Genomic DNA, 25,867 nt, shown 5'->3' on the forward strand with positions numbered 1-25,867 from the left:
TGAACTCAATCTCTTGACTGCTTCTACACAAGAAGTGGCGCCTCTTTGCGTCCGGGAATCATGAACATGATCAAATCACGAGCGGCTGTCGCCTTCGCGGCGAACCAGCCTCTGCAAATCGTCGAAATCGATGTGGCGCCGCCGCAAGCCGGTGAAGTGCTGGTGCGCATCATCGCGACCGGTGTCTGTCATACCGATGCATTTACCTTGTCTGGCGCTGATCCCGAAGGGATCTTCCCCGTCATCCTTGGCCACGAAGGCGGCGGTATCGTCGAAGCGGTAGGCGAGGGCGTGACTTCACTGGTGGTGGGCGATCATGTGATCCCGCTTTACACCCCGGAATGTGGCGAATGCAAATTCTGCAGATCCGGCAAAACCAATCTTTGCCAGAAGATCCGTGCCACTCAAGGCAAAGGCCTGATGCCGGATGGCACCAGCCGGTTCTCTTATGAGGGGCAGCCGATCTTTCACTACATGGGCACCTCCACGTTCTCGGAATACACCGTGCTGCCGGAAATCGCCCTGGCCAGGATTCCCCGGGACGCTCCACTGGAACAGGTTTGCCTGCTCGGTTGTGGAGTGACCACCGGGATTGGCGCGGTGCTCAACACGGCCAAAGTGGAAGAGGGCGCCAGCGTGGCGGTCTTCGGTCTGGGTGGCATCGGCCTGGCAGCTATTATCGGCGCCACCATGGCCAAGGCTGGCCGGATCATCGCGATCGATATCAACCCGGCCAAGTTCGACATCGCCAGGCAACTGGGCGCTACCGACTTCGTCAACCCCAGGGATTACGACCGACCCGTCCAGGACGTGATCGTCGAGATGACAGAAGGCGGTGTCGACTACTCCTTTGAATGCATTGGCAACGTCCAACTCATGCGCGAGGCTCTGGAATGCTGCCACAAAGGCTGGGGCGAGTCGGTAATCATCGGTGTCGCCGGCGCGGGCCAGGAAATCAGTACCCGACCGTTCCAGTTGGTGACCGGTCGCGTCTGGCGCGGCTCCGCCTTCGGCGGCGTCAAAGGTCGCTCGGAGTTGCCGAGCTATGTCGAGAAGGCTCAGGCCGGCGACATCCCGCTGAATACCTTCATCACCCACACCATGGGGCTTGAAGACATCAACAAGGCCTTCGAATTGATGCAGGAAGGCAAGAGCATTCGCACAGTTATCCATTTCTGAACCACTAACCAAGAGAGCATCAAAATGAGCATCTTCACCCATGTCACCGTCGGTACCAACGACCTGCAAAAAGCCCGTGGTTTTTACGACAACGTACTCGGCGCACTCGGCCAGAAACGCATCGCCGATCTGGAGAACAATGGCTCGATCTGGGGCGAAAACGCGCCGTCTTTCTTCGTTTTGAAACCGGCAAACGGCGCACCTGCCAGCGTTGGCAATGGTGTCACCGTCAGTTTTGAGGCACCAACCCGTGCCGCAATCGATGCCTTCCATGCCGCGGCATTGGCCGCTGGCGGTACATGTGCAGGCTTGCCAGGGCCACGTGACTGGGCACCGAATGCCTATGCTGCTTATGCCCGTGATCTGGACGGTAACAAACTGGCCGCGTATTGCTTCAAAGCAGCTTAAGCCGTTTGGGAAGAGGCCAGCGTTGGTTCAGCTGGCCAGCAACCTCCAGCACGACGTATTTTGCGGCCAGTTACTGAGGGAGCGAGCAAGCCCGCTCCCACATTCTTACGCCGCGCCGTCGAGGAATTGCTCGGCGTGGTGGCATGCCACCTGGCGGCTGTCGAGCAGGCGCAGGGCCGGTTCTTCAGTGCTGCAACGCTCGGTGGCGTATGGGCAGCGCTTGTGGAAGGCGCAGCCGGGTGGCGGGTTCAGCGGGTTGGGCAACTCGCCGACGATCTTGATTTTCGGTTTGTTCGGGTCCGGGTGAATGGTCGGCGTGGCCGACAACAGCGCCTGGGTGTAAGGGTGCAGAGGGCGTTCGTAGATGGCGTTCTTCGGGCCCATTTCCACCGGGCGACCGAGGTACATCACCATCACGTCATCGGCAACGTGTTGCACCACCGCCAGGTTGTGGGAGATGAACACGTAGGCGGTGTTGAACTCCTGCTGCAGGTCCATGAACAGGTTCAGCACCTGTGCCTGGATCGATACGTCCAGCGCCGAGGTCGGCTCATCCGCCACCAGTACTTTAGGCTGCAGCATCATCGCTCGGGCCAGGGCAATCCGCTGGCGTTGACCGCCAGAGAACATGTGCGGATAACGCTGGTAGTGCTCGGGCCGCAAGCCCACCTGCTTCATCATCGCCTGGACTTTCTCGCGACGTTGCGCGGCGCTCAGGTTGGTGTTGATCAGCAGCGGCTCAGCCAACTGGTCGCCGACTTTTTGCCGTGGGTTCAACGACGCGTAGGGGCTCTGGAACACCATCTGCACGTCTTTGCGCAGTTGCTTGCGCTGGGCCTTGTCGGCACCGGCGACTTCCTGGCCGGCGATTTTCAAGGAGCCGGAGGACGGTTCTTCGATCAGCGTCAGGGCCCGGGCCAGGGTGGATTTGCCGCAGCCCGATTCACCCACGACGGCGAGGGTCTTGCCGGCTTCCAGTTCGAACGACACACCGTTGAGCGCGCGTACGGTGGCGTGCCCCTTGAACATGCCACGGGACACTTCGTAGTGACGGGTCAGGTCGCGGGCGGTAAGAACGACGGCCATTACGCCACCTCCTGGTTCAGCGGGTAGAAGCAGCGAGCGAGGCTGTTGCTTTTCGGGTCAAGGGTCGGACGTTGTTGACGGCAGTTGTCTTTCACATACGGGCAGCGCGGCGATAGCAGGCAACCCTGCGGACGGTCGTAGCGACCGGGCACGATACCCGGCAGGGTCGACAGGCGCGCGGCACCCTGGCTGTGTTCCGGAATCGCCTTGAGCAATGCTTCGCTGTACGGGTGCGCCGGAATGTCGAACAACTGTGGCACCTGACCGACTTCGACCGCTTGGCCGGCGTACATCACGCACACGCGCTGGGCGGTTTCGGCGACGACGGCGAGGTCGTGGGTGATCAGCACCAGGCCCATGTTCTGTTCTTTCTGCAACGCCAGCAGCAGGTCCATGATCTGTGCCTGGATGGTTACGTCGAGTGCCGTGGTCGGTTCGTCGGCGATCAGCAGTTTCGGTTCGCCGGCGATCGCCATGGCGATCGCGACACGCTGGCTCATGCCGCCGGACAGTTGATGCGGGTAGGCGTCCATGCGGCTGGCGGCGCCCGGGATCTCGACTTTCTCCAGCAGTTCGATGGCGCGCTTGCGCGCTTGTTTGCCGGACATTTTCAGGTGCAGGCGCAGCACTTCTTCGATCTGGAAACCGACGGTGTAGCTCGGATTGAGTGCGGTCATCGGGTCCTGGAAGACCATCGACAGGTCTTTGCCGACGATCTGCCGACGCTGACGATTGCTCAACTTGAGCATGTCCTTGCCGTCGAAGCTGAGCGAGTCGGCGGTGACGATGCCGGGATGCTCGATCAGCCCCATCAGCGCCATCATGGTCACGGACTTGCCCGAACCCGACTCGCCAACGATGGCCAGTACTTCGCCTTTGTCGACTTTCAGGTCGAGGCCGTCGACTACTGGCGTGGCGTTCTTGTCGCCGAAGCGAACGTTGAGATTCTTGATTTCTAACAATGACATGGGAATCTCCTCAGGCGGCGTTCTTGAGTTTCGGGTCCAGCGCGTCGCGCAGGCCGTCACCCATCAAGTTGATTGCCAGCACGCTGAGCAAAATGGTCAAGCCCGGCAGGCTCACCACCCACCAGGCGCGTTCGATGTAGTCGCGGGCCGAGGCCAGCATGGTGCCCCACTCAGGGGTTGGCGGTTGTACGCCAAGGCCGAGGAAGCCCAGTGCGGCGGCATCGAGGATCGCCGAGGAGAAGCTCAGGGTGGCCTGAACGATCAGCGGCGCCATGCAGTTGGGCAGCACGGTGACGAACATCAGGCGTGGCAGGCCGGCACCGGCCAGGCGCGCGGCGGTCACGTAGTCGCGGTTCAGTTCGCCCATCACCGCGGCGCGGGTCAGACGAACATAGGACGGCAACGAAACCACGGCGATGGCAATGATGGTGTTGATCAGGCCAGGGCCGAGGATGGCGACAATCGCCACGGCCAGCAGCAGCGACGGCAGGGCCAGCATGATGTCCATCAGACGCATGATGGTCGGGCCGAGCACCCGCGGGTAGAACCCGGCGAACAGGCCCAGGAGAATCCCCGGGATCAGCGACATCACCACCGACGACAAACCGATCAGCAACGACAGGCGCGAACCATTGATCAGGCGCGACAGCAGGTCGCGGCCCAGTTCATCGGTGCCGAGCAGGAACTGCAACTGTCCACCTTCCAGCCAGGCCGGTGGGGTCAGCAGGAAGTCGCGGTACTGCTCGCTCGGGTCGTGAGGGGCGACCCACGGGGCGAAGATGGCGCAGAAAATCACCAGCAACATGAACATCAGGCCGGCGACGGCACCTTTGTTCTTGGCGAACGCTTGCCAGAATTCTTTGTACGGAGACGGGTACAGCAGGCTTTGATCGACTGCTACCGATGGAATTGGAGTGGTCATGGTCATGATCTCAGCGCTGATGACGGATGCGTGGGTTGGCAAAGCCGTAGAGGATGTCCACTACGAAGTTGACCACAATCACCAGGCAGGCGATTAACAGGATGCCGTTTTGCACGACGGGATAGTCTCGGGCGCCAATGGCTTCGATCAGCCATTTGCCGATGCCGGGCCACGAGAAGATGGTTTCGGTCAGGACCGCACCGGCCAGCAGGGTGCCGACTTGCAGGCCGACCACCGTCAGTACCGGAATCAAGGCGTTACGCAGACCGTGCACGAACACCACGCGCGACGGCGACAGGCCCTTGGCCTTGGCGGTGCGAATGTAGTCTTCGCGCAGCACTTCGAGCATCGAGGAGCGGGTCATCCGCGCGATGACCGCCAGCGGGATGGTGCCCAGCACGATGGCCGGCAGGATCAGGTGATGCAGGGCATCGAAGAACGCACTGACGTCATCGGCCAGCAGCGTATCGATCAGCATGAAGCCGGTGCGCGGCTCGATGTCGTAGAGCAGGTCGATCCGCCCGGACACCGGGGTCCAGCCCAGGCTCACCGAGAAGAACATGATCAGGATCAGGCCCCACCAGAAGATCGGCATCGAGTATCCCGCCAGGGAGATGCCCATCACCCCATGGTCGAACAGGGACCCTCGCTTGAGTGCCGCGATCACCCCGGCCAGAAGGCCGAGGACGCCGGCGAACAGCAGGGCGGCCATGGACAGTTCCAGGGTCGCGGGGAACAGGGAAGTGAATTCGGTCCAGACGCTTTCACGGGTGCGCAGGGACTCACCGAGATCGCCGTGGGCCAGTTTGCCGATGTAATCCAGGTACTGGGCATACAGGGGTTTGTTCAGACCTAGGCGTTCCATTGCCTGAGCGTGCATTTGCGGGTCGACTCTGCGTTCGCCCATCATGACTTCCACGGGGTCGCCAGGGATCATGCGAATCAACGCGAATGTCAGCAAGGTGATGCCGAAAAACGTGGGGATCAGTAACCCCAGTCGGCGGGCAATAAAACTCAGCATTTGGGCTTATCACTCCTTATTGTTTTTGTAATGGCGGTCAGCGTGCTGACCGTTCACAGCAGTTCACGCCGCGCAGGTAAAGGCTCCGGCTCGACGTTTCCCGGTGTGGTACCTGGTTTTTTTCGTTGTGGCGGGTGAGACAGTCCTCGCCGGTCTGGCGCCGGCTCGAGGAAGGCGAAGGGGGCCGGCTTGGCCGGCCCCTGTCGCTCACTGTTCGTTGGAGACGCCGTAGAAGCTGCTGAGTCCGAAGGGGCTGATCTGGAAGTCCTTCACACTGGCGCGCATCGGCTGGTACACCGTGGAGTGGGCGATCGGGGTCATCGGCACCTGCGCTTTGAGGACATGTTGCGCTTCTTTGTACAGCGCGGTGCGCTGTTCCACATCGGCCGTGGCCTCGGCGGCGTTCACCAGTTTGTCGTAGCCAGCATCGCACCACTTGGAGAAGTTGTTGCCGTTGACGGCGTTGCAGCTGTAGAGGGTGCCCAGCCAGTTGTCCGGGTCACCGTTGTCGCCAGTGAAGCCGATCAGCATGGCGTCGTGCTCGCCGGCGTGGGCGCGCTTGATGTACTCGCCCCATTCGTAGCTGACGATGTTGGCCTTGATGCCGATTTTGGCCCAGTCGGCCTGGAGCATTTCAGCCATCAGCCTGGCGTTGGGATTGTAGGGGCGCTGCACCGGCATGGCCCAGAGGGTGATTTGCGTGCCTTCTTTCACGCCTGCAGCCTTCAGCAACTCCTTGGCCTTCTCCGGGTTGTAGGCGGCGTCCTTGATGGTCTCGTCGTAGGACCACTGGGTCGGCGGCAGGCCGTTGACGGCCAACTGGCCGGCGCCCTGGTAAACGGCTTCGATGATGGCTTTCTTGTTTACCGCCATGTCCAGCGCCTGGCGTACTTCGAGCTTGTCGAACGGTTTGTGGGTGAAGTTGTAGGCGATATAGCCAAGGTTGAAGCCTGGTTGACTAGGCATCTTGAGCTGCTTGTCTTCCTGCAGCGGCTTGATATCGGCCGGGCGCGGGAAGGAGGTGATCTGGCATTCGTTCTTTTTCAGCTTTTGCATGCGCACCGAGGCGTCGGTGGTGATGGCGAAGATCAGGTTGTCGATCTTCACGTCTTCAGGCTTCCAGTAATCCTTGTTGCCCTTGTAGCGAATCTGGGCGTCTTTCTGGTACTTGCTGAACACGAACGGGCCAGTGCCGATCGGCTTTTGGTTGATGTCCTGGGCCTTGCCTTCCTTGAGCAACTGGTCGGCGTATTCGGCTGACTGGATCGAGGCGAAGCTCATGGCCAGGTTCTGGATGAAGGCTGCGTCGACACCCTTGAGGGTGAACTTGACGGTATGGTCGTCGACTTTTTCGACCTTGGTGATGTTTTCGTTCATCCCCATGTCGGTGAAGTAGGGGAATTCGGTGGGGTAGGCCTTGCGGAACGGCATGTCCTTGTCGAGCATGCGGTCGAAGGTGAACAGCACGTCGTCGGCGTTGAAGTCGCGGGTCGGCTTGAAGTAGTCGGTGGTGTGGAACTTGACCCCGTCCCGCAGGTGGAAGGTGTAGGTCAGGCCATCGGGAGCAACGTCCCAGCGGGTTGCCAGGCCCGGGATGACCTTGGTGCCGCCACGTTCGAACTGCGAGAGACGGTTGAACACGGTTTCGGCTGAGGCGTCGAAGTCGGTTCCCGTGGTGTATTGGCCTGGGTCGAAACCCGCCGGGCTGCCTTCGGAGCAGAACACCAGGTTGCTGGCGGCGTGGGTGAAGCCGGAACCGAAGATCAGGCCGGCGGCAATCATGGTCTTGAGCGTGGTTGTTTTGCGCATGCGAACCTCATTGTTGTTATTTTTGAGGGCGGCAGATCAGGTAGTCCATTCCTGGGGGGATGCACCTGATCCTGCGGCTTTACGGAATGCAGGCTGCCCGTCATTTGCGAACGGGGAGCCGAAGGCCGACATCCTGGCTCGGGCGCTAGCGCTGAAGGGGGGGGAGAGGGATGCTCGCGCCGCCACCGGCCGAGGCAAAACTTAAGTGATTCTAAAATTAAATACAACTTAAATTCAGTGGTACTTACTTTTTGAGCGCGAGCGGTCAGGCCGTGGGATGGTCGTCGAGCAGGCCGCCCATGGTGGTGACGACCAGCACTTCGGCAACATCGTCGCCAGAGTTGGCGATGGAATGCTGTTTGGTGGAATCGAAATGCACCGATCCTCCCGGGCCGAGCGGGTAGGTATGGCCTTCGATGGTGTAGACGATTTGCCCGGAGAGCACATAGGTAAACTCTGCGCCTTCGTGGGAGATGAGCTCGGACTGGTAGCCCACCGCCATGGTCATCTTCATCGCGTTGATCAGGTTGCCGGGGAAGTTGCTGGACAGGCGCTCGTAGACCAGCGGCTGGCTGCCGATGGAGTACCGCACGCGCTGGCCCTGATGGGAGTCGGGCTGCGGCTGGGCGGGCTGGTCGAACAGGGTGTTGAGCGGAACGCCCAAGGCACTTGCGATTCTCGCCAGCGAAGAGATGGACACGCCAGTGAGGTTACGCTCCGCCTGGGACAGGAAGCTGGCTGTGAGACCTGTTTCAGTGGCGACTTGGTTCAGGGTCTTGTTGGCGGCGCGGCGGTGGCGGCGCAACCGTTCCCCGATCTGTTCTACGGTCATTGGCGTGGCTCGTATTCTGAAAGGCGCCAGTATAGCGGGCGGCGCACTGCAGAAAAGGCTTTTCGCCTCACTGAAATTAAGTGTCACTGAAAATATGCGTTGACGATGATTTAAGCCTGACTTAAATTTCAAGCACTGAAACATAATTCGGGAGAACGAGATGACTGTGGGTGTAGGTGGCAAAACTCCGGAACAGGCGCTGGCCGGCCTGACGAAGATGACCGCGGGCATGCAGCCCATCGGCCTCGACGAATACCAGTCACGCATTGCCAAGGCCCAGGGCCTGATGCGAGAGCAGGGCATCGCCGCCCTCTACCTGAACGCTGGCAGCAACCTGTACTACTTCACCGGGGTGAAGTGGAGCCCGAGCGAACGCATGGTCGGCGCCGTACTTCCCGCCAACGGCCCGCTGGCCTATATCGCCCCGGCCTTCGAAGAGGGCACCATCCGCGACTTGCGCGAGGTGGATGGGGTCATCCATGGTTGGCATGAGCACGAGAGTCCCTACCGCCTGCTGCTCGACATGCTCGCTGGAATGGACATCGCCGCCGACGCAGTAGTGGGGCTGTGCCCGTCCCTGGCGTTCTTCATGTTCGACGCCATCCGCCGCCTCGGATCGGGCTACGAGTTCGTAGACGCTTCTTGCGTGACAAACCTGTGTCGCTATCACAAGTCCGCTACAGAATTGGCGCTGATGCAGCGCGTCAAAGACATGACCCTGCAAGTGCACAAGGCTGCCGCCAGCATCCTGCGCGCAGGCATCAGCACCACCGAGGTTGCCGAGTTCATCCGCGAGGCGCACCGCAAGGTCGGCGCGCCAGGTTCGACCTTCTGCATTGTGCTGTTCGGCGAAGCCAGCGCCTTCCCCCATGGGGTGAAGCACGCGCAGGTGCTCAAGGACGGCGACATGGTGCTGATCGACACGGGCTGCCTGCTCCACGGCTACCAGTCGGATATCACTCGCAGTTACGTGTTCGGCACCCCGAGCGACCGCCAGCGCGTCATGTGGAACCTGGAAAAGGCCGCCCAACTGGCCGCCTTCGACGCCGCCCGCCTGGGCGAACCCTGCCAGGTGGTGGATGCCGCCGCACGGCTAGGCCTGGAAGCCGCCGGTCTCGGCCCGGACTACCAGTTACCCGGACTGCCGCACCGCACCGGGCATGGCATAGGCCTGGACATTCACGAAGGGCCCTACCTGGTGCGTGGTGACCAGACGCCGCTGGCCGAGGGCATGTGCTTCTCCAATGAGCCGATGATTTGTGTGCCGGGCGAGTTCGGCATTCGCCTGGAAGATCATTTCTACATGACCGCCACTGGCCCGCGCTGGTTTACCCAGCCGAGCCATTCCGTAGACGACCCGTTCGGTTTGGACGCCTGAGGGCAGGCGATTGTCCGAGGTTGCCGTAACCCTGGATTTTGCGGCTCGTTAGCCGGAGCGCAGGTTAGAATGCTCATCAATGCCTGTTCACAAGCTCCGGAAAAAAGATGCCACTGCACGATTTGAGTCATGGAAAAACCGTCCATCAATCGTCATTTGAAGAATGAGCCGTCCTTGGTTTGTTTCTCTGGATGGGCCCAAGGGCACCGGAAAAACCACACTGCTGGAAGCCGTCACGAAGGCACTGAGGGCAGACAACAAGAAAGTAATCCGGCTTTGCGAGAGAAATAGCGATCCCTACAGGGGGAAAACAATGGCTCTCGTTAACGAACTCGCCAGAAATCCCGACAGGGATCTGGAGTTGGAGGTTTGTGAGCGCTTTGCTGATAGCCGTAGGTGGATTTCCCGGCACGTGCTGCCGGAACAGCCACCGGGCAGCATTATCCTGATGGATCGTTGGTACCCATCAGATGCTGCGTTTCGCCGGATGATCCCGTTTGCAGAGATTCTACGGTTGAACATTGATCGAGGCGTGCAAGTGCCGGATCTGCATGTGGGAGTTGTCACCGACCCTGATATTTCATGGGCAAGGGCAGCGGCACGATCCCGTGGGTTGGGCAGTACCGTGATCCATAACCTGGAAGAACAGATCGCGTGTACCCAGGCGTTCGAGCGAGCGATGGCAGATCACGACTGGGTTTTGTGCCGTAACGAAGGAACGATCGAAGACGCAACGATGCAGGTCGTTGCCGAGATCTACAAAGTGCTCGATAGCGCGGAAACTACAAATCCTTGAGCTGAGCCTATCAGAGCGAATGCATGATTTAACATAATATACATTATGCGTAGTATCATATATTCCATTCAGGCCGTCTCCCGCGTACATTTCAAACCCAGGCGTTCTCTCTGGAACGCACCCCCCAGGATTCTCTCCATGCATGAAGCAGCCCATCAGGTCATCGATCTCTACCAGCGTCACTCTCACACATGGGATCGAGTTCGTTCCCGTCATCTCGTCGAGCAATCATGGCTGGATCGTTTTCGCCAGGCCATGCCTGCCGACGATGGCCAGGTTCTCGACATTGGCTGTGGTTGCGCCGAACCGATGGCGCGTTACCTGATCAGCGTGGGACACGCTGTATGCGGCATCGATTCATCCAGCGCAATGATCAGCTTGTGTCGGCAACGTTTCCCGCAGCACGATTGGCGCATTGCCGATATGCGTCAGTTGGCGCTCGATCAACGTTACGCAGGCATTCTGGCGTGGGACAGTTTCTTTCATCTGACGCCTGAGGATCAGCGTCGAATGTTTCCGATATTCCAGGCCCATGCCCAACCTGGCGCGGCACTGATGTTTACCAGCGGACCCGCACACGGCATTGCGTTGGGGACTTTCGAGGGTGAGACGCTGTATCACGCCAGCCTGGATCACGATGAGTACACTGCATTGCTCAATACCCATGGTTTCACCGTCATTGAGCAAATTACAGAAGACCCGGCCTGTGGTGGGCACACGATTTGGTTGGCTGTTTTCAGCTGAAAGTGCCTCGCTGCCCTACACATTACATCTGCGTTCTAGTTACAACTCAACTAAACGTCTATTTAGTTGATTTAACTTTAAGTACTCTGGCACCGGCTAATACTCCGTACATCTGAATAGCGCTCTCTGTGCCCTGTTCGCCCGATTTCTTTTCTATCGCTAAAATGCAAAACGCCCAATGCGGTGCATCGGGCGTTTGCGTGAAACAGGTGTAAAAACCCTCCAGAAGATGCTCTCAGCAAGTTCTGCACGGATAACTCACGAGCAAGCGATCTGCAAACCCAGCCAGATCCGCCTCGGCCAACCGGTTGATCCCGGCCGCACGCTTGCGTCCTCCCCCCGTCGCGAACTGACGGCAGAACGCATCTGCCGTCAGCTCTGCGCCTTCAGGTACACGCAAGCTGAACGTCCAATCACCATCGCCCCTGGCACTGAGCAGGCCAATGGCCTGTCGCGGAGCCTGAGCGGCCAGTTGATTGGCCAGCACCCCGCTGACCCGGCGCGCCCATGGTTGCGCCGGCAAGCGATAGAGCCGCGCGCCGTGGCCCTCGCACCATGGCGTCAGGTCTGCGGCGGCCGCCATGTCCGCGGCATGCCCTTCTCTCAAGGTGGTGAAGCTGGTGCTGTCGCGGATGAAATCCATTGGATTGCGGTAAGGCAACAGTTCGCCGGCGAGTGCCAACGGATCGAAATGCAGGTCCTCGAGGCTGTCGCCGTAGGCGTTGTAGTTCAACAACTGGCCCAGCTCTTCCAGCGCCACCACTTCATCAGCGTTCAACCCGTGCCGTTCGGCCAACGTACGCGCCGGACCGGCCAGGCCATCGCCAAACGCGGCGACCACCGCCCAGCGGTGCTCGCGTCCGGCGAGGTAGTTGTCGACCAGGATGCTGGTGCAGACGTGGGCCGCGGTGTCGATAAATGACTCGAAGGCCGGATGTCGCGGCAGTTCACCGGCATAGTGGTGATCGAAGTAACGCACCCTGGCACCGGCGTCGAGCAAACGCTGCGTCTGCTCGCGGTTCTGTTCGTGGGCCACGTCCAGCACAGTGACTCGCTCTCCATGAGCGGCCGTGACCCGGCTGAGCAGTTCGATGTCGCGCTTGACCCCACTGATCAAGCGCACCTCGCGCTCCAGTTCGCCGGCCAGACGCAATTGTTGCAGGGCACAGAGGCCATCCGCATCGCCGTTAAAAGCGCAGTGATCAATCATCTGTCAGGTTCCTCAGTGCATCACTTCGCCGCCGTTGGCATCCAGTTGCGCACCGTTGATTGCACTGGCGTAGTCCGATGCAAGAAACAGCGCCGCCCGCGCGCACTCGTCATCGGTGCGCATGCGCCCGCCCGGAATCCCGGCACTGAATTCGGCACGCACCTGTTTTTCACTGACGCCCCGTGCGGCGGCGGTCTGGCGTACCAGCGCCTGGACCGGTTCGCCCCACATCCAGCCACACGCCAGGCCGTTGACCCGCAAGCCATGCACTGCTTGCTCGCTCGCCAGGTAGCGCACCGTCGCGGCCAGCGCGCTTTTTGATGCGGCATAGGCGGCACCGCCCTGATAAGGCTTGCGCACGCCCAAGGTATTGATCATGACAATGGCGCCGGCGCCCTGGGTGCGCATTGGCCCCAGCACGGCGCGGCTCATGTTCAACGAGCCCAGCAGATTGACTTCCAGGGCCTCGCGCAAGGGGGCGTTGTCGCCCTCCTCCACGGCCTGGAAGCCACCATGGGAGAAGGCGCTGTTGATCAGCGCATCGATGCGTCCGAATTGTTCGAGGGTGGTTGCGGCGAAGTGGTTGCAGGCATCGACATCGGTAATGTCCGTGGGGACGCACAACACCTCGCAGGTGTCGGTCAGCGCCAGGATACGTTGTTGTGCCTCCAGCAGGCGCCCCTTGTCACGCGCCCCGATGGCAACGGCACGCGCACCTTCGCGCGCCGCTTCCAATGCCAACTTGATACCCAGCCCGGGGCCGACACCCGAGACCATCACGACCTTGTCTTTCAACAGCATGGGGAAACTCCTCTTATTGTTATGAACTGCGAAGGTTTCAGGCCTGGATATGCCGGGCTCGATACTCGGCATAGTCGCGTTGCAATATCGCTTCACTGAGGCCGAACTGGCCGGGGCTGTAGTGATGAACCGCACGTTTTTCACGGCCGTTTGCCTGCAACCATTGCCCCATGGCCGATCGGGTCTGCGGCGTCAATTCGAGGCCGGCAAATTGATAGATCCTGTCGACCACAGCCTGTGGCTCGGCCACGGTGTCTTCGAAGTGCACATCAAGGAAGCGCTCCTTGGGCATACGCTCGCGGACCGCCATCGCATGGCGCAATGCACGGGCCATACGGCGGTTCCACTGCTCGCCTACGGCCTCGGCATCGGCCTTGTCGCTGTAGAGCAACCAGAGGGTATGGATAAAGCTGGCCAGCGAAGGAATGGTTTTCGCCGGTTCGCGGTGGGTGAGGATGACCTGCGCCTTGGGGAAAACCTCGAACAGCAGCTCCAGGGTATGCAGATGCTGCGGGCTTTTGAGCAACCAGCGACGGCCAGGCTCGATGCCACGACGAGCCTGCTGCCATTGCAGGAACTGCAGGGTTCGCTTGAGGTACTGATACACCTGGGTCTGATCCTGGGCGTCAAGCCAGGCGGTATAGCTCGGCACATTGACGTAGGAATCCATGGCGCACAGGAACGAGTGTTCCATGAGCATGAACTCCTCATCGGGCTGCTCGGCGTCCAACGGGTGGATGGCCAGCAGCTGCGGGAGGAACTCGATCATTCCCGCGACTTCGTCGCGTGCCCGGGCGATGCGCTTGAGTGGCTGCTCCAGTGTTTCACCGGGCAAGGGTGCGGGGTAACGGGTTTCCCACCACTGTGCCTTGCTGAACTGCGGGTCCACCGCCAGCGTGCGCTGCAGCAGCGTGGTGCCGGTGCGCGGCAGGCCGACGATCACCAACGGGTCATCAATGGGTTGATCGAGGATTTCCGGGTGACGCCGAAGGTGATCCTCCATGACCAGGCGGTTGACCAGTTGCCCCAGCAGTTTTTCGCGCAACAGGCCCCGTCCGGGGGCCGACAGGCTCGCTTCATTGTTCAGGGCGTCAGCCAGTACCAGCAGACCCTGGCGAAAATCGCCGGGACCGAAATCGTCGATTCCCCCAGCACGGGCGCTGGCTTCGGCCAGCAAGGCATCAAGGGCGAAATCATTGGCGCTCATCGCACAAGCTCCTTCAACTCATTGCGTTTGACTACGCGAGTGGTCGGGTGCACGGGATGCTTTGCCCCCACCCAGCGCAGGCAGAGGGTGCCATGGGGATGGCTGGCGGTTTCCAGCCAATTTTCCAGGCCGGGATCAAAGCCGCAGAGCACCATGCGCAAGCGGCCATCGGCGTCCAGGCGCGCCGAGTGCTTGTTCAGGCAGATGCGGTGGTAGCGGTAGTCGAGCGACTCCATCCAGTAGTTGTTGATCTGCACATTCCAGAAGTCGCAGTCGGGCACCTGATCAACCTCGATCAGCAATGCCTCGTCTGCGGCCAGGGCCCAGTAGGAGTGGTAATAGAAGATGTTCGGGTCGCCCCCCACCGACTGGCACAGCGCCTGGTCGGCGGCCGGGAGTTGATTGGGGTGCGCCTGGTAACCCTGGGCCCAATCGGCAAACAATCGGGCGGTGTTCTCGACGAAACTGCCCACCCTTTGCAGGCTTTGCTGCAAGCGCGGCGCGGTCAGCGGCTCGGGTGCCAGGCCGGCATTCAGGCGCTCTATTCGCAGTTGTGCCGGTTGCTCGGTGCTGCGGTCGAGAAACGTCTGGCGCACGATCAGGGCATTGCTCTGCGGCTCCAGTCGCAGCCAGTTGCCTTGGGCCGGCGGGCGCTGGCTGAGGATGATTTCGAAGTTGCCCTCGGCATCCAGCGCCAGTAGCCCGGCATCGAGGAAACCGGTCTGGATCATCTTGCCATCCGTCTCGTAACCCCCTTTCTGGGAGCCGAAACTGAGGTAGGCAACGCTGCCACGGTGACCGCTGACCCGGTACTCATGCTCGCCGTTCAGGCGTGCATAGCTATACAAATTGTCGGGGTTGTCAGCGCCAATTTTCGCGGTTTCATGGGACGGGGTGATGAAGCCCGGGAAGTCCGGATCGGCAAATTCCAGGTGCATTTCCAGGGCAATCCGCAGTAACCGGGTGAGATAGCGAAAGCCTTCGGCACGGGTCTGCGCATCGGCCGGCGCTTCGCGGCGCAGTATCTGCTCGCCACTGCGGCGCAATTGCTCGCAAAAGAGGTTCCAGCTCTCACCGCTGAGAACCTCCTGATCGATCCTGTCTGTAACCATGTCGCTCTCCTCTGTCGGCGGACATCCCGCCGCTGCCAGTGACCTTAGGGAGTACCCGCTTGCCGGTTCTTCGTCCGAGCGGACTAAGCGCCCGCCTAGTCCGCTCGGACGAGGAACCGTTTCACCCTGAGCGGCGAGGATCGCGCCTGAGCCCAAGGCTTGTTCGCGCCGCTGTTCGCGGCGCGCAGTCATCCTCAGAGGAGTTACCCATGACCGCAGAGAAAAACCTGGTCCGTTCAGTGACCGTGGACATCGCCGCCCCGGCCGAACTTGTCTGGTCGGTACTGATCGACCTTGCCCGTTATCCGCAGTGGAACCCTTACACCGTCAAGGTCGAGTCGAGCCTGCAATTGGGCGAAGCGGTCAATCTGTTCCTGCCCGATCCTCGCCGGCCAGGTGAGCTGCTGCACGTGATCGAGTACCTGGCGGACTTCGAGCCCCACCGGTTACTCGCCTGGGAGATGTACGCCAACGCCGACAATCCCGACGCTGCCCGTCGCGAGCAGTTGATCGAACGCACCGGCGCGAACAGTTGCCGCTACCACACCACCGACCAGTTCCTTGGCGCGACCGCTGACCAGGTCATGGCCAACCATGGCCCCTGGGTGCAACAGGGCTTCGACGCCGTTGCCCTGGCCCTCAAGGTCCGTGCCGAGTCGCTTTACGCGTCCGTCGCGTGACCTTCAGCCGCTGTCGCCCTCTTCGTCCGAGCAGACGAAGAAGCGCCAGTGGCGCTTTACCTACCGTGACGTCCAGCCGGAGCCCAACCCGGCAGAACTCGAGGAGGTATCCGATGTTGACTCATCTGCAATGGCTGGAAGCGGAAAGCATCCAGATCATCCGCGAAGTGGTCGCCGAATGTGAAAACCCGGTGATGCTTTACTCCATCGGCAAGGACAGCGCCGTCATGCTGCACCTGGCGATGAAAGCCTTCGCTCCAGGCAAACCGCCCTTCCCCTTGCTGCACGTGGACACCACCTGGAAGTTCCGCGAAATGATCGCCTTCCGCGACCAGACCGCTGCACGCCTGGGCCTGGAATTGCTGGTGCATATCAATCCCGAGGGCGTGGAAAAGGCCATCGATCCCTTTACCCACGGCTCGTCCCTGCACACCGACGTGTGGAAGACCCAAGGTCTGAAGCAGGCCCTGGACCACTATGGTTTCGACGCGGCTTTCGGCGGTGCCCGCCGTGACGAAGAGAAGTCGCGGGCCAAGGAACGCATGTTCTCCCTGCGCTCCGAACAGCATCGCTGGGACCCCAAGCAACAGCGCCCCGAGCTTTGGCGCTTGTACAACACACGCAAGCGCAAGGGCGAAAGCCTGCGGGTATTCCCCTTGTCGAACTGGACCGAGCTGGATATCTGGCAGTACATCTACCTCGAACAGATCCCCATCGTGCCGCTGTATTTCGCCAAGGAGCGGCCTGTCGTGCAGCGCGACGGCACGCTGATCATGGTCGACGACGAGCGACTGCCACTCAAGCCAGGCGAAACACCGCAAATGCGCAAGGTGCGTTTCCGCACGCTCGGCTGTTACCCGCTGACCGGCGCCATCGACAGCGACGCCGACAACCTGCCGGCGATCATTGGCGAGATGCTGGTCAGCCGTACCTCTGAACGCCAGGGTCGACTGATCGACAGCGATTCGGCCGGTTCCATGGAGAAAAAGAAGCAAGAGGGGTATTTCTGATGAGCGCGCTGAACGAAACCTTCAATGACGAACTGACGCCCTATCTGCAACAGCAACAGAACAAGCAGCTGCTGCGTTTCATCACCTGTGGCAGCGTCGACGATGGCAAAAGCACCCTGATTGGCCGCCTGCTCTATGAGTCCAAGGTGCTGTTCGAGGACCAGTTGGGCCAACTGGAAGCCGACTCGAAAAAACTCGGCACCCAGGGTGACGAACTGGATTTCGCCCTGTTGGTCGATGGCTTGAGCGCTGAGCGCGAGCAAGGCATCACCATCGATGTGGCCTACCGTTTCTTCGCCACCGACAAGCGCAAGTTCATCGTCGCCGACACCCCCGGCCACGAGCAATACACGCGTAACATGGTCACTGGCGCCTCGACTGCCGACCTCGCGGTGATCCTCATCGATGCCCGCCAGGGCACACTCACCCAGACCCGTCGACACAGTTACCTGGTGTCCCTGCTGGGCATCCGCAAGGTCGTGGTCGCCATCAACAAGCTGGACCTGGTGGACTATTCCCAGGCGGTGTTCGAACGCATCGAAGCGGATTATCGCGCGTTCGCCACGCAGATTGGCTTGCATGACATCCAGTGCATCCCGCTCTCTGCGCTACGTGGCGACAACATGCTTGAAGCCAGCCCGAACACACCCTGGTACCAGGGGCCGACCTTGCTCCAGCATCTGGAAAACGTCCCCCTTGAGCAGGCTCGACAAGTCTCGGCCGCGTTCCGCCTGCCCGTACAATGGGTGAATCGGCCGAACCTCGATTTTCGTGGTTATTGCGGCAATGTCGCGGCCGGCAGCGTCAGCGTCGGTGATCGTATCCGCGTGCTTCCGTCAGGACAGCAGAGTGAAGTCACTGCAATCCTCGGCAGCGCCGGGCAACAGCAGCAAGCCGTTTGCGGCCAGGCCGTCACCCTGACCCTCAAGGACGAAATCGATATCAGCCGCGGCGACTTGATTGCGCTGGCCGATGCTCCGCCGGCCGTTGCCGACCAGTTTGAAGCGACGCTGGTGTGGATGGACGAAGAGCCGATGCTGCCCGGGCGGCCTTACCTGATGAAGATCGGCTGCCGGACCGTCAGCATGAGCTGCGCCAACCTCAAGCACCGGGTTGACGTGAACAGTCTGGAACACCTGGCTGCGAAAACCCTGGAGCTGAACGGTATCGGCGTGTGCAACCTGCACCTGGACCGGCCGATCGCCTTCGATGCTTACGCCGACAACCGCGATACGGGTGGCTTCATCATTATCGATCGCTTGAGCAACCGCACGGTCGGCGCCGGCATGCTGCACTTTGCCTTGCGTCGCGCGCAGAACGTGCACTGGCAGGCCATCGACGTGAACCGCGAAGCCCATGCGACGCTCAAGGGGCAGTCACCGCGAATCCTGTGGTTCACCGGATTATCCGGCGCAGGCAAGTCGACCATCGCCAACCTGGTGGAACGCAAGCTGCATACCCTCGGCCGGCACACTTACCTGCTCGATGGCGACAATGTTCGCCATGGCTTGAATCGCGACCTGGGTTTCACTGAAGCCGACCGGGTGGAGAACATCCGCCGGGTCTCGGAAGTGGCGAAGCTGATGCTCGATGCCGGTCTGATCACCCTGGTGTCGTTCATCTCGCCTTTCCGTGCCGAGCGCGAGATGGCACGGCGCCTGGCGGGAGACGGTAATTTCCTTGAAATTTTCGTCGATGCGCCGCTGGCCTTGGCCGAACAGCGCGATCCCAAGGGCCTGTACCAGAAAGCCCGGCGCGGTGAGTTGAAAAACTTCACCGGGATCGACTCGCCCTATGAGCCGCCCGTAGCGCCGGACATCCATATCGATACCCAGAATGAGTCGGCCGAGGTTGCCGCCGAACGTATCGTCGAGGCGCTGCTGGCACTGTAAAGCCAATGAGCACAGCGCTATACCGGCATGTAACGGTGTAGCGCTGCCTCTATCACATAGCCCGGCAAGCTGCCTAAGCCAAACGGACGATTTTCCCGCCAGGGACGCGATCAATACTCGAATGACAAAAACAAGCAGTAGTGAGGCGCATACATGACCCTCCCTTTTCCGGTCTGCAAGGACCTTCCTCCAAATACCGACATTCCCTCTTCAGAGCTCAGCAGCCTGCTCGCCCTGGTCTATCAAGGCCCCCTGGAGTCCACACCCTGGTCCGGCCTGCTGGAAAACCTGCGCCAGCGTTTCGAGGTCAGCTTCTTCACCCTGGTGCTGCGCAACCCCGACCATGAACGGCCAGGGCTGATCGTCAATGCTTCGATTCATGGGCCCCAGCTGCCTGGTGAGCCGTTCTACAGCGAGCAGTACTACGCAATCTGCCCCTTCATCGACTGGCCTGTGGACCAGGTGGCCAGTGCCGATCAGGTACTTGGCAGCGATGCCTGGCTCGCCCACGACTTCTACCGTAACTATCTGCAACCACTGGATCTGCGCCATGTTCTGGTCGCCAACATGCACACGCCCACGGGCATGCACTGCGCCTTGTTCGCTTGCCGCAACCACGCCAGCCGAGACTTCGATACAGCAGAAATTGCCCTGATTCGTCTGCTTTTGCCGCACCTGCAACAAGCGGTGGACCTGCATTCGGCGGTAGAGCAACTGGACTCCGAACGCCAACTCTATGCCGCGACCATTGACCGTCTGATGGTGGGCACGGCGATCCTCGACGAAGACGGTCGAATGATGCGCTGCAACCGCGCCGCCCAGCGACTGTTCGACAGCCGTGACGGCCTGGAATGCCGGCACGACAAGCTTTGTGCCTTCACCAGCCAGCAGAACCGCAGTGTGCAGCAAGCCATCCAGGCAGTGTTGAAACAACGCCAGCGTGGTCTCGATGACATCGAGGTGTTGGCCCTGACCCGGCCAAGCGGCGAGATGCCACTCAATCTACTGCTGCGCCCCATCCCCATGAGCTATCAAGCCCGCAACGGCGCGCGACGGCCGGCCGTAGTGGTGTTCATCCGCGACCCGGCGGACTCACCCCAGGCATCGCGTAACCTGCTGCGTAGCCTGTTCCAGCTGACGCCGACAGAAACGGAAGTGGCCATGCTCGTCATGGACGGGCAAACCCTCGATGAAACAGCCCATGCACTCGGGGTTTCTCGCAACACGGTGCGCGCCCATCTGCGCGGCGTGTTCGCCAAGACCGGCGCCACCCGCCAGGCGCAATTGGTCAAGACACTGCTCAACAGCGTGGCGTCGCTCGGGTAATCGATTCGCCAGCAAGCCAGCTCCTACAGGTTCAACGCGACCCTCTGTAGGAGCCGGCTTGCTGGCGATGGATTCCAGAGCGCCGCGTTTATCCAGGTTACACGCGTCATCGTTAACGACCATCGCTGGCAAGCCAGCTCCTACAGGTTCAACGCGATCCCCTGTAGGAGCCGGCTTGCTGGCGATGGATTCCAGAGCGCTGAGTTTATCCAGGTTACACGCGTTATCGTTAACGACCATCGCTGGCAAGCCAGCTCCTACAGGTTCAACGCGACCCTCTGTAGGAGCCGGCTTGCTGGCGATGGATTCCAGAGCGCCGCGTTTATCCAGGTTACACGCGTCATCGTTAACGACCATCGCAAGCAGGCTCGCTCCTACAAGGAACCATGTCCTGGTCGAAATGATGTGAACGCCAAACTGTAGGAGCCGGCTTGCTGGCGATGGATTCCAGAGCGCCGCGTTTATCCAGGTTAGACGCGTCATCGTTAACGACCATCGCGAGCAGGCTCGCGCCTACAGGGCCGGGTGATAGCGGGCCGTGCGCCAGAGGTTTTGCGATTCTTCGGTCAGGTGGCGCAGGCCGCTGCGGTCGAGCATGCGTTCCGACTCCTCCTGCACCGCCGCCAGTACCGCCGCTTCGTCGACGGCGTGTACGGTGTAGTCCTCCATCAGGACCTTGCCATCGACGATGGTGGTACACACGTCCGCGCCGTTGGCGAAGCAAGTGACACGGTGGACCGGCATGTTCATCGGCATCAGGTGTGGCTTGTACAGGTCGATCAGAATGATATCGGCTTTCTTGCCGACTTCCAGCGAGCCGATCTCATGGTCCATCGACAGTGCCTTGGCGGCGTCGATAGTGACCATTTCCAGCACCTTGCCCTGGGGCAGGATGTCCGGGTCGCGGAAATGCCGGCGGTGGTAGTGCATGCACTGGAACATGTGGCGGAACATGTCATAACCACGGTCCGGGGCCGCGCCGTCTGACCCGATGGCGACGGTTACATTGGCCTCGATCAGTTCCGGTACCGGGCAGCGACCCAGGATCGACATGATGGCGCTCGGGTTGTGCACGATCTTGGTCTGTGTCTCTCGGCACAGGGCGATGTCTTCCTCGGTCAGGTCAATGCAGTGCGACATGAAGGATGTCGGGCCGAGCAGCCCCAGTTCACGATGCGCCAGCGCCAGGGTACCGGCGCGGTGGCCATCCTGGGTGAACGTGAGGCCATGGCGCTGGGCCAGCGCCAGGTAGTCCTGTGCTTGCTGGCGAAACAGCGGAGCCAACTGAAGATGGCCGGGCTCGTATTGTGGCGCGTACACCGGCAAGGTGATGGCAATGCGCACCCGGCCGTCACCCATGCCGTCGCAGCTCCTGGCGATTTCTTCGCAGGTCTCGAACATGGTCTCGAAACTGACGTCGCGCCGAGTCGGCGGTTCGCTCGACCAGTCCAGGTAAGTATGCGGCCCTGGCGCCCGCGACGGCCCGACCGCGACCACCGAGCGGGTACCGATTTCGGCGATGGCCCGGGCATGGCGTTGCGCGTAGACCGGGTCGTCGACGCGCATGATCGAATCGCCTCCGCCCAGCAGCGATACGCCAGTGGTGGTGCCGCATTTGAGCCGTTCCAGCGCCGACAACCTGGCATCGGCCTCCCAGAATTCGACGCCAGAGGCCGAGGTGTAGATGGCCTGGCAAGCGTCCATCCAGGCATCGCCCTGCCCGCCGCCGATGGTTTTCAGCATGGCATGGCCGGCATGGGCGTGGCTGTCGATCAAGCCCGGGAGCACCGCCTTGTTGCGTGCATCGATGACTTTGTCAGCAGTGAAGCGCGCCCGCAGTTCATCCGTGCGCCCCACCGCGACGATGCGGTTGCCGAGCACGGCTACTGCGCCGTCGTTGATGACCCGGCGTTGTTCGTCCACGGTGATGACCACGCCGTGCTCGATCAACAGGTCTACTTTGGTGAGCGTAGGTTGAGTCACAAGCGGCTCCGCAGCAGATGGCCATTTTTCGCCACGACAACTCCGCGGCTGATCACCGTGCGCGCCAGTGGACGCGCCACGACGGCTTCAGCCAGCGTCTCTGCAGGCAGCAACAACAGGTTGGCGGATTGCCCCGTTGCCAATCCGTAATCGCTGCGCCCAAGTGCCCGGGCGCCGTTGCTGGCGGCGGCTTCGAACGCCGTGCCGATTTCAGGGTCGGTGCGCATGCCGCAACGCAATGCGAGCAGCATCGCGCGCTCGAGCATGTCGCCGTTGCCCATTGGGGTCCAGGCGTCGCGAATGCCATCGGAACCGAGGCAGACGTTTACCCCCGCCGAGAGCAGTTCTGCAAAGGGCGGTATGGCAATATCGGAAGGCGCCGTGGTCATGATTGAAATCCGGTTGGCAGCCAGGCGCTCAGCCAACGGCAGTACCTGGGCCCAGTCTTTCATGCCCAGGCAAAAGGCATGGCTGATCATCACCCGCCCCTGACGCTGATAGCGCTCGGTGAAGTCAATGATCCGGGCAATCTGCCAGAGCCCCAGCTCCCCACCGTCATGCAGGTGGATATCGATACCGCGATCGAACCTGTCCGCCAGCTCGAAGAGGATCGACAGGTGCGCAATCGGATCGTTGTCTATGCCGCAGGGGTCCAGCCCCCCTACCACCTCGACCCCAAGCTCCAGGGCTTCGCGCATCAATGCTTCAACCCCGGGGCGGTTGACCAGGCCAACCTGAGGGAAGGTGACGAACTCGATATCGACCAGGTCGGCGTAGCGCTCGCGCAGCTCCAGCATGGCTTGCACATGCTCGATACCCAGCTCGGGATCGGCGTCTACATGACAACGGAACGTCAGCGAGCCGCGCGCGATGCATTGCTCCAGTAGGGCCCCCGCCCGTTCGGCGATGGGTGATTTGAGTTCGCGCAGGATCTGGCGCTCATTGGCGATACGCGCCTTGAGGTTCGGACCGGCACTGTGGGGCCGCCACGGTTGGCCCCACAGGGTCTTGTCCAGATGGATGTGGCTTTCCACCAGCGACGGCACGAGCAGTTGACCTTGCCCGTCAAGGTCAGGCCCGGCAACCGGATTGCCACTGGCTGGCTGACGGTCGCCGATACGACCGTCGACAATCTGCAGGTCTTCCATTTCGCCGCCATAGGGGCGGACATTACGCAACCAGAACGATTGGATCATTGGAACCTCATCAAACTTTCGAGCAAGCCCCTGTCGCACGATAACCGACAGGGGCTCTGTTTACGGAATCACCGCAAGGGCTATTTCAAGTTGCCGGCCAGGAACTGCTTGAGGCGCTCACTCCTGGTGTGCTTGAACAGTTGCTCCGGGTTGCCCTCTTCCTCGATCTTGCCTTGGTGCAGGAAGATCACGTGGTTGGACACTTCGCGGGCAAAGGCCATTTCGTGCGTCACCACCACCATGGTCCGGCCCTCTTCGGCCAGGGCCTGCATCACCTTCAACACCTCGCCGACCAGCTCGGGGTCGAGCGCCGAGGTCGGCTCGTCGAACAGCATCACTTCCGGCTCCATCGCCAGGGCCCGGGCGATGGCCACGCGCTGCTGCTGGCCACCGGACAGGTGCGACGGATACTTATCCTCCATGCTGGCCGGCAGGCCGACTTTGGCCAGGTACTTACGGGCGCGGGCCACCGCCACTTCGCGGCTAAGGCCCAGCGCATGCATCGGCGCCTCGATGACGTTTTCCAGCACGGTCATGTGCGCCCACAGGTTGAAGTGCTGGAACACCATGGACAGCTTGGTGCGCATGCTTTGCAGCTGCTTCTGGTTGGCCACCCGCAGCCCGCCGTTCCTGTCCTTCTCGGTGCGGATTTCCTTGGCGTTCACGGTAATTCGCCCGGCACACGGCTGTTCGAGGAAGTTGATGCAACGCAAGAACGTACTCTTGCCCGAACCCGAGGAGCCGATAATGCTGATCACATCGCCGGCCTTGGCCTTGATCGACACGCCCTTGAGCACTTCGTGGTTGCCATAGTTCTTGTACAGATCGTCTACGGTCAGTTTGTACATGGTTTTGACCTTGCGTATGCGGCCTTCAGGCGGCCTGTGGTTTCAGGAAGGCCAGCCAGCGGGTTTCACCGCGACGAAATAGCCAGACAAGCGAGAGCGCAATCGCCGCGTACAACAGTGCAGCGATGAAGAAAGCCTCGAACGACGCATAGGTCGCCGAGTTGACGTCGCGGGCGACCTTCAGCAGGTCGGGAACCGTGGCGGTGAATGCCACCGAGGTTGAATGCAGCATCATGATCACCTCGTTGCTGTAGTACGGCAGTGCGCGACGCAGCGCCGAGGGCAGGATGATGCGCTGGTACAGGTTGAACCTCGACAGGCCGAAGGCCCGGGCCGCCTCTACTTCGCCGTACGGCACCGACCTGATCGCGCCAGCGAAGACCTCCGTGGTGTAGGCGCAGGTATTGAGCGCGAACGCCAGCACCGTGCAGTTGAAGCCTTCGCGAAAGAACATGTCGAGGAATTCGTGCTCGCGCACCACGCTCAGGCTGTAGACACCGGTGTAGATGATCAACAGCTGTATATAGAGCGGCGTGCCACGAAACACATAGGTGTAGAACCAGACCGGAAGCCGGACAAAGCGGTTTTTTGATACGCGGGCCACGGCCAGCGGCACCGACAGCACGAACCCGATCGCGATCGACAGCACCAGCAGCCACAGGGTTATTGCCAGGCCGGAAAAGTTGGCGCCGTCCGACCACAAATACGCTTGCCAGTATTCCTGGATAATCTCAATCACAGTTCAGCCTCCCGAACACCGACGGAGTAATGGTGCTTGAGCCAGATCAAGACGCCGTTCGAGACAGTGGTAATGAACAGGTAGATCAGCGCACCGATCACGGTGAAATAGAACAGCTGCATGGAGCTTTTCCCGGCGTCCTGGGTGGCCCTGACGATATCGGACAGACCGATGATGGACACCAGCGCGGTCGCCTTGATCATCACCTGCCAGTTGTTGGCAATGCCGGGCAAGGCAAAACGCATCATTTGCGGGAACAGAATCCGGTAGAACGCCTGCCATGGGCTCAGGCCATAGGCCATGGCGGCCTCTGTCTGGCCACGCGGGACCGCCTGGAAAGCACCGCGAAAGGTTTCGGTGAAGTAGGCGCCGTAGATAAACCCCAGCGTCGCTACACCGGCAAGAAAGGGATCGATATCGATCTGATCCATTCCAAGCCCTTCGGTGACCTGATTGAGGACAATCTGGATGCTGTAGAACAGCAACAGCATGGTCACAAGGTCCGGAACACTGCGTATCAGCGTGGTATAGAGGGTGGCGACATTGCGCAGCCACCGATTGCCTGACAACTTGGAGCTGGCGCCTGCCAGACCGATCACTACTGCGGTCAGCAGCGATAACATGGCCAGCTTCAGTGTCATCCAGGTGCCGCTTGCGATCAGCGGCCCATAGTCTACCAAGGACATTGCATTCTCCTTGAGTTCGATAGCCCAGCTTGTG

24 protein-coding genes are annotated in these 25,867 nt (G+C 60.9%); 9 read left to right on the plus strand and 15 right to left on the minus strand.

The features are described from left to right. Positions 1-66: 66 nt before the first annotated feature. Together QMK54_RS15910 and QMK54_RS15915 are read left to right on the plus strand one after the other, a co-directional pair. Positions 67-1,179 carry an S-(hydroxymethyl)glutathione dehydrogenase/class III alcohol dehydrogenase gene (locus QMK54_RS15910; protein ID WP_320400841.1) on the plus strand — a complete coding sequence of 371 codons (1,113 nt, stop codon included), beginning with the start codon at positions 67-69 and terminating at the stop codon, positions 1,177-1,179. 24 nt (positions 1,180-1,203) lie between these two features. Next, complete coding sequence (locus QMK54_RS15915; RefSeq protein WP_110663352.1) at positions 1,204-1,587, plus strand: VOC family protein; 384 nt, start codon at positions 1,204-1,206, stop codon at positions 1,585-1,587. 105 nt (positions 1,588-1,692) lie between these two features. Here QMK54_RS15915 and QMK54_RS15920 read toward each other — a convergent pair whose 3' ends face one another. The 6 genes from QMK54_RS15920 to QMK54_RS15945 all read right to left on the minus strand — a co-directional run bounded on the left by QMK54_RS15920 (position 1,693) and on the right by QMK54_RS15945 (position 8,225). Next, positions 1,693-2,673, minus strand: a complete 981-nt coding sequence (locus QMK54_RS15920) for a peptide ABC transporter ATP-binding protein (protein ID WP_110659993.1) — start codon at positions 2,671-2,673, stop codon at positions 1,693-1,695. Next, the gene (locus tag QMK54_RS15925; RefSeq protein ID WP_110659992.1) at positions 2,673-3,641 is read right to left on the minus strand and encodes an ABC transporter ATP-binding protein; all 969 of its coding nucleotides are present in this window, start codon (positions 3,639-3,641) and stop codon (positions 2,673-2,675) included. Before QMK54_RS15925 ends, QMK54_RS15920 begins: the two co-directional genes overlap by 1 nt. A 10-nt stretch (positions 3,642-3,651) precedes the next feature. After that, the gene (locus QMK54_RS15930) at positions 3,652-4,563 is read right to left on the minus strand and encodes an ABC transporter permease subunit (RefSeq protein WP_110659991.1); all 912 of its coding nucleotides are present in this window, start codon (positions 4,561-4,563) and stop codon (positions 3,652-3,654) included. 10 nt (positions 4,564-4,573) lie between these two features. Beyond that, positions 4,574-5,584: an ABC transporter permease subunit gene (locus tag QMK54_RS15935; RefSeq protein ID WP_320400842.1), complete on the minus strand. Its 1,011-nt coding sequence runs from the start codon at positions 5,582-5,584 to the stop codon at positions 4,574-4,576. Positions 5,585-5,791: 207 nt separating this feature from the next. Then, the gene (locus QMK54_RS15940) at positions 5,792-7,393 is read right to left on the minus strand and encodes an ABC transporter substrate-binding protein (protein ID WP_110660714.1); all 1,602 of its coding nucleotides are present in this window, start codon (positions 7,391-7,393) and stop codon (positions 5,792-5,794) included. 265 nt (positions 7,394-7,658) lie between these two features. Continuing rightward, on the minus strand, positions 7,659-8,225 hold the full coding sequence (locus QMK54_RS15945; protein WP_110660713.1) for a helix-turn-helix domain-containing protein: 567 nt from the start codon (positions 8,223-8,225) through the stop codon (positions 7,659-7,661). A 160-nt stretch (positions 8,226-8,385) separates the two neighbouring features. On the opposite strand from QMK54_RS15945, the gene QMK54_RS15950 reads away from it, so the two are divergent. The 3 genes from QMK54_RS15950 to QMK54_RS15960 all read left to right on the plus strand — a co-directional run bounded on the left by QMK54_RS15950 (position 8,386) and on the right by QMK54_RS15960 (position 11,143). Further along, positions 8,386-9,603, plus strand: a complete 1,218-nt coding sequence (locus tag QMK54_RS15950) for a Xaa-Pro peptidase family protein (RefSeq protein WP_320400843.1) — start codon at positions 8,386-8,388, stop codon at positions 9,601-9,603. Between the two features lie 163 nt (positions 9,604-9,766). Then, on the plus strand, positions 9,767-10,399 hold the full coding sequence (locus tag QMK54_RS15955) for a dTMP kinase (RefSeq protein ID WP_320400844.1): 633 nt from the start codon (positions 9,767-9,769) through the stop codon (positions 10,397-10,399). A gap of 138 nt (positions 10,400-10,537) precedes the next feature. After that, positions 10,538-11,143: a class I SAM-dependent DNA methyltransferase gene (locus tag QMK54_RS15960; RefSeq protein WP_223588687.1), complete on the plus strand. Its 606-nt coding sequence runs from the start codon at positions 10,538-10,540 to the stop codon at positions 11,141-11,143. Positions 11,144-11,378: 235 nt separating this feature from the next. On the opposite strand, the gene QMK54_RS15965 is transcribed toward QMK54_RS15960, so the two are convergent. Genes QMK54_RS15965 through QMK54_RS15980 form a run of 4 tightly spaced genes read right to left on the minus strand, consistent with a single transcriptional unit; the run spans position 11,379 to position 15,473 of the window. Next, on the minus strand, positions 11,379-12,353 hold the full coding sequence (locus QMK54_RS15965; RefSeq protein WP_320400845.1) for a DHH family phosphoesterase: 975 nt from the start codon (positions 12,351-12,353) through the stop codon (positions 11,379-11,381). 12 nt (positions 12,354-12,365) lie between these two features. Further along, the gene (locus QMK54_RS15970; protein WP_223588691.1) at positions 12,366-13,154 is read right to left on the minus strand and encodes an SDR family oxidoreductase; all 789 of its coding nucleotides are present in this window, start codon (positions 13,152-13,154) and stop codon (positions 12,366-12,368) included. 37 nt (positions 13,155-13,191) lie between these two features. Further along, on the minus strand, positions 13,192-14,361 hold the full coding sequence (locus QMK54_RS15975; RefSeq protein WP_320400846.1) for a sulfotransferase: 1,170 nt from the start codon (positions 14,359-14,361) through the stop codon (positions 13,192-13,194). Next, positions 14,358-15,473 (minus strand): hypothetical protein, encoded by a 1,116-nt coding sequence (locus QMK54_RS15980; RefSeq protein WP_320400847.1) that lies wholly within the window; start codon positions 15,471-15,473, stop codon positions 14,358-14,360. Before QMK54_RS15980 ends, QMK54_RS15975 begins: the two co-directional genes overlap by 4 nt. Before the next feature lie 209 nt (positions 15,474-15,682). Here QMK54_RS15980 and QMK54_RS15985 point away from each other — a divergent pair, with 209 nt between their 5' ends. The 4 genes from QMK54_RS15985 to QMK54_RS16000 all read left to right on the plus strand — a co-directional run bounded on the left by QMK54_RS15985 (position 15,683) and on the right by QMK54_RS16000 (position 20,381). After that, positions 15,683-16,153: an SRPBCC domain-containing protein gene (locus tag QMK54_RS15985; protein WP_320400848.1), complete on the plus strand. Its 471-nt coding sequence runs from the start codon at positions 15,683-15,685 to the stop codon at positions 16,151-16,153. 65 nt (positions 16,154-16,218) lie between these two features. After that, positions 16,219-17,163 carry a sulfate adenylyltransferase subunit CysD gene (gene cysD, locus QMK54_RS15990; protein WP_277749453.1) on the plus strand — a complete coding sequence of 315 codons (945 nt, stop codon included), beginning with the start codon at positions 16,219-16,221 and terminating at the stop codon, positions 17,161-17,163. Continuing rightward, entirely contained in the window at positions 17,163-19,055 is a 1,893-nt protein-coding gene (gene cysN, locus QMK54_RS15995) for a sulfate adenylyltransferase subunit CysN (RefSeq protein WP_320400849.1), read from the plus strand. Before cysD ends, cysN begins: the two co-directional genes overlap by 1 nt. Before the next feature lie 153 nt (positions 19,056-19,208). Further along, entirely contained in the window at positions 19,209-20,381 is a 1,173-nt protein-coding gene (locus QMK54_RS16000; RefSeq protein WP_320400850.1) for a helix-turn-helix transcriptional regulator, read from the plus strand. Between the two features lie 513 nt (positions 20,382-20,894). Here QMK54_RS16000 and QMK54_RS16005 read toward each other — a convergent pair. From QMK54_RS16005 to QMK54_RS16025, 5 genes are all read right to left on the minus strand, one after another. Further along, a complete protein-coding gene (locus QMK54_RS16005) occupies positions 20,895-22,364 on the minus strand; it encodes an amidohydrolase family protein (protein ID WP_320400851.1) in 1,470 nt (489 codons plus the stop codon). After that, the gene (locus QMK54_RS16010; RefSeq protein ID WP_320400852.1) at positions 22,361-23,560 is read right to left on the minus strand and encodes an amidohydrolase family protein; all 1,200 of its coding nucleotides are present in this window, start codon (positions 23,558-23,560) and stop codon (positions 22,361-22,363) included. Before QMK54_RS16010 ends, QMK54_RS16005 begins: the two co-directional genes overlap by 4 nt. Before the next feature lie 80 nt (positions 23,561-23,640). Next, on the minus strand, positions 23,641-24,408 hold the full coding sequence (locus QMK54_RS16015) for an ABC transporter ATP-binding protein (protein WP_320400853.1): 768 nt from the start codon (positions 24,406-24,408) through the stop codon (positions 23,641-23,643). Positions 24,409-24,433: 25 nt separating this feature from the next. Continuing rightward, entirely contained in the window at positions 24,434-25,147 is a 714-nt protein-coding gene (locus tag QMK54_RS16020; RefSeq protein WP_320400854.1) for an ABC transporter permease, read from the minus strand. Next, the gene (locus QMK54_RS16025; protein ID WP_223588714.1) at positions 25,144-25,833 is read right to left on the minus strand and encodes an ABC transporter permease; all 690 of its coding nucleotides are present in this window, start codon (positions 25,831-25,833) and stop codon (positions 25,144-25,146) included. The genes QMK54_RS16020 and QMK54_RS16025 overlap by 4 nt, the downstream gene beginning before the upstream one ends. Positions 25,834-25,867: the final 34 nt, after the last annotated feature.

Source organism: Pseudomonas sp. P5_109 (assembly GCF_034009455.1).
Classification (GTDB): Bacteria; Pseudomonadota; Gammaproteobacteria; order Pseudomonadales; family Pseudomonadaceae; genus Aquipseudomonas.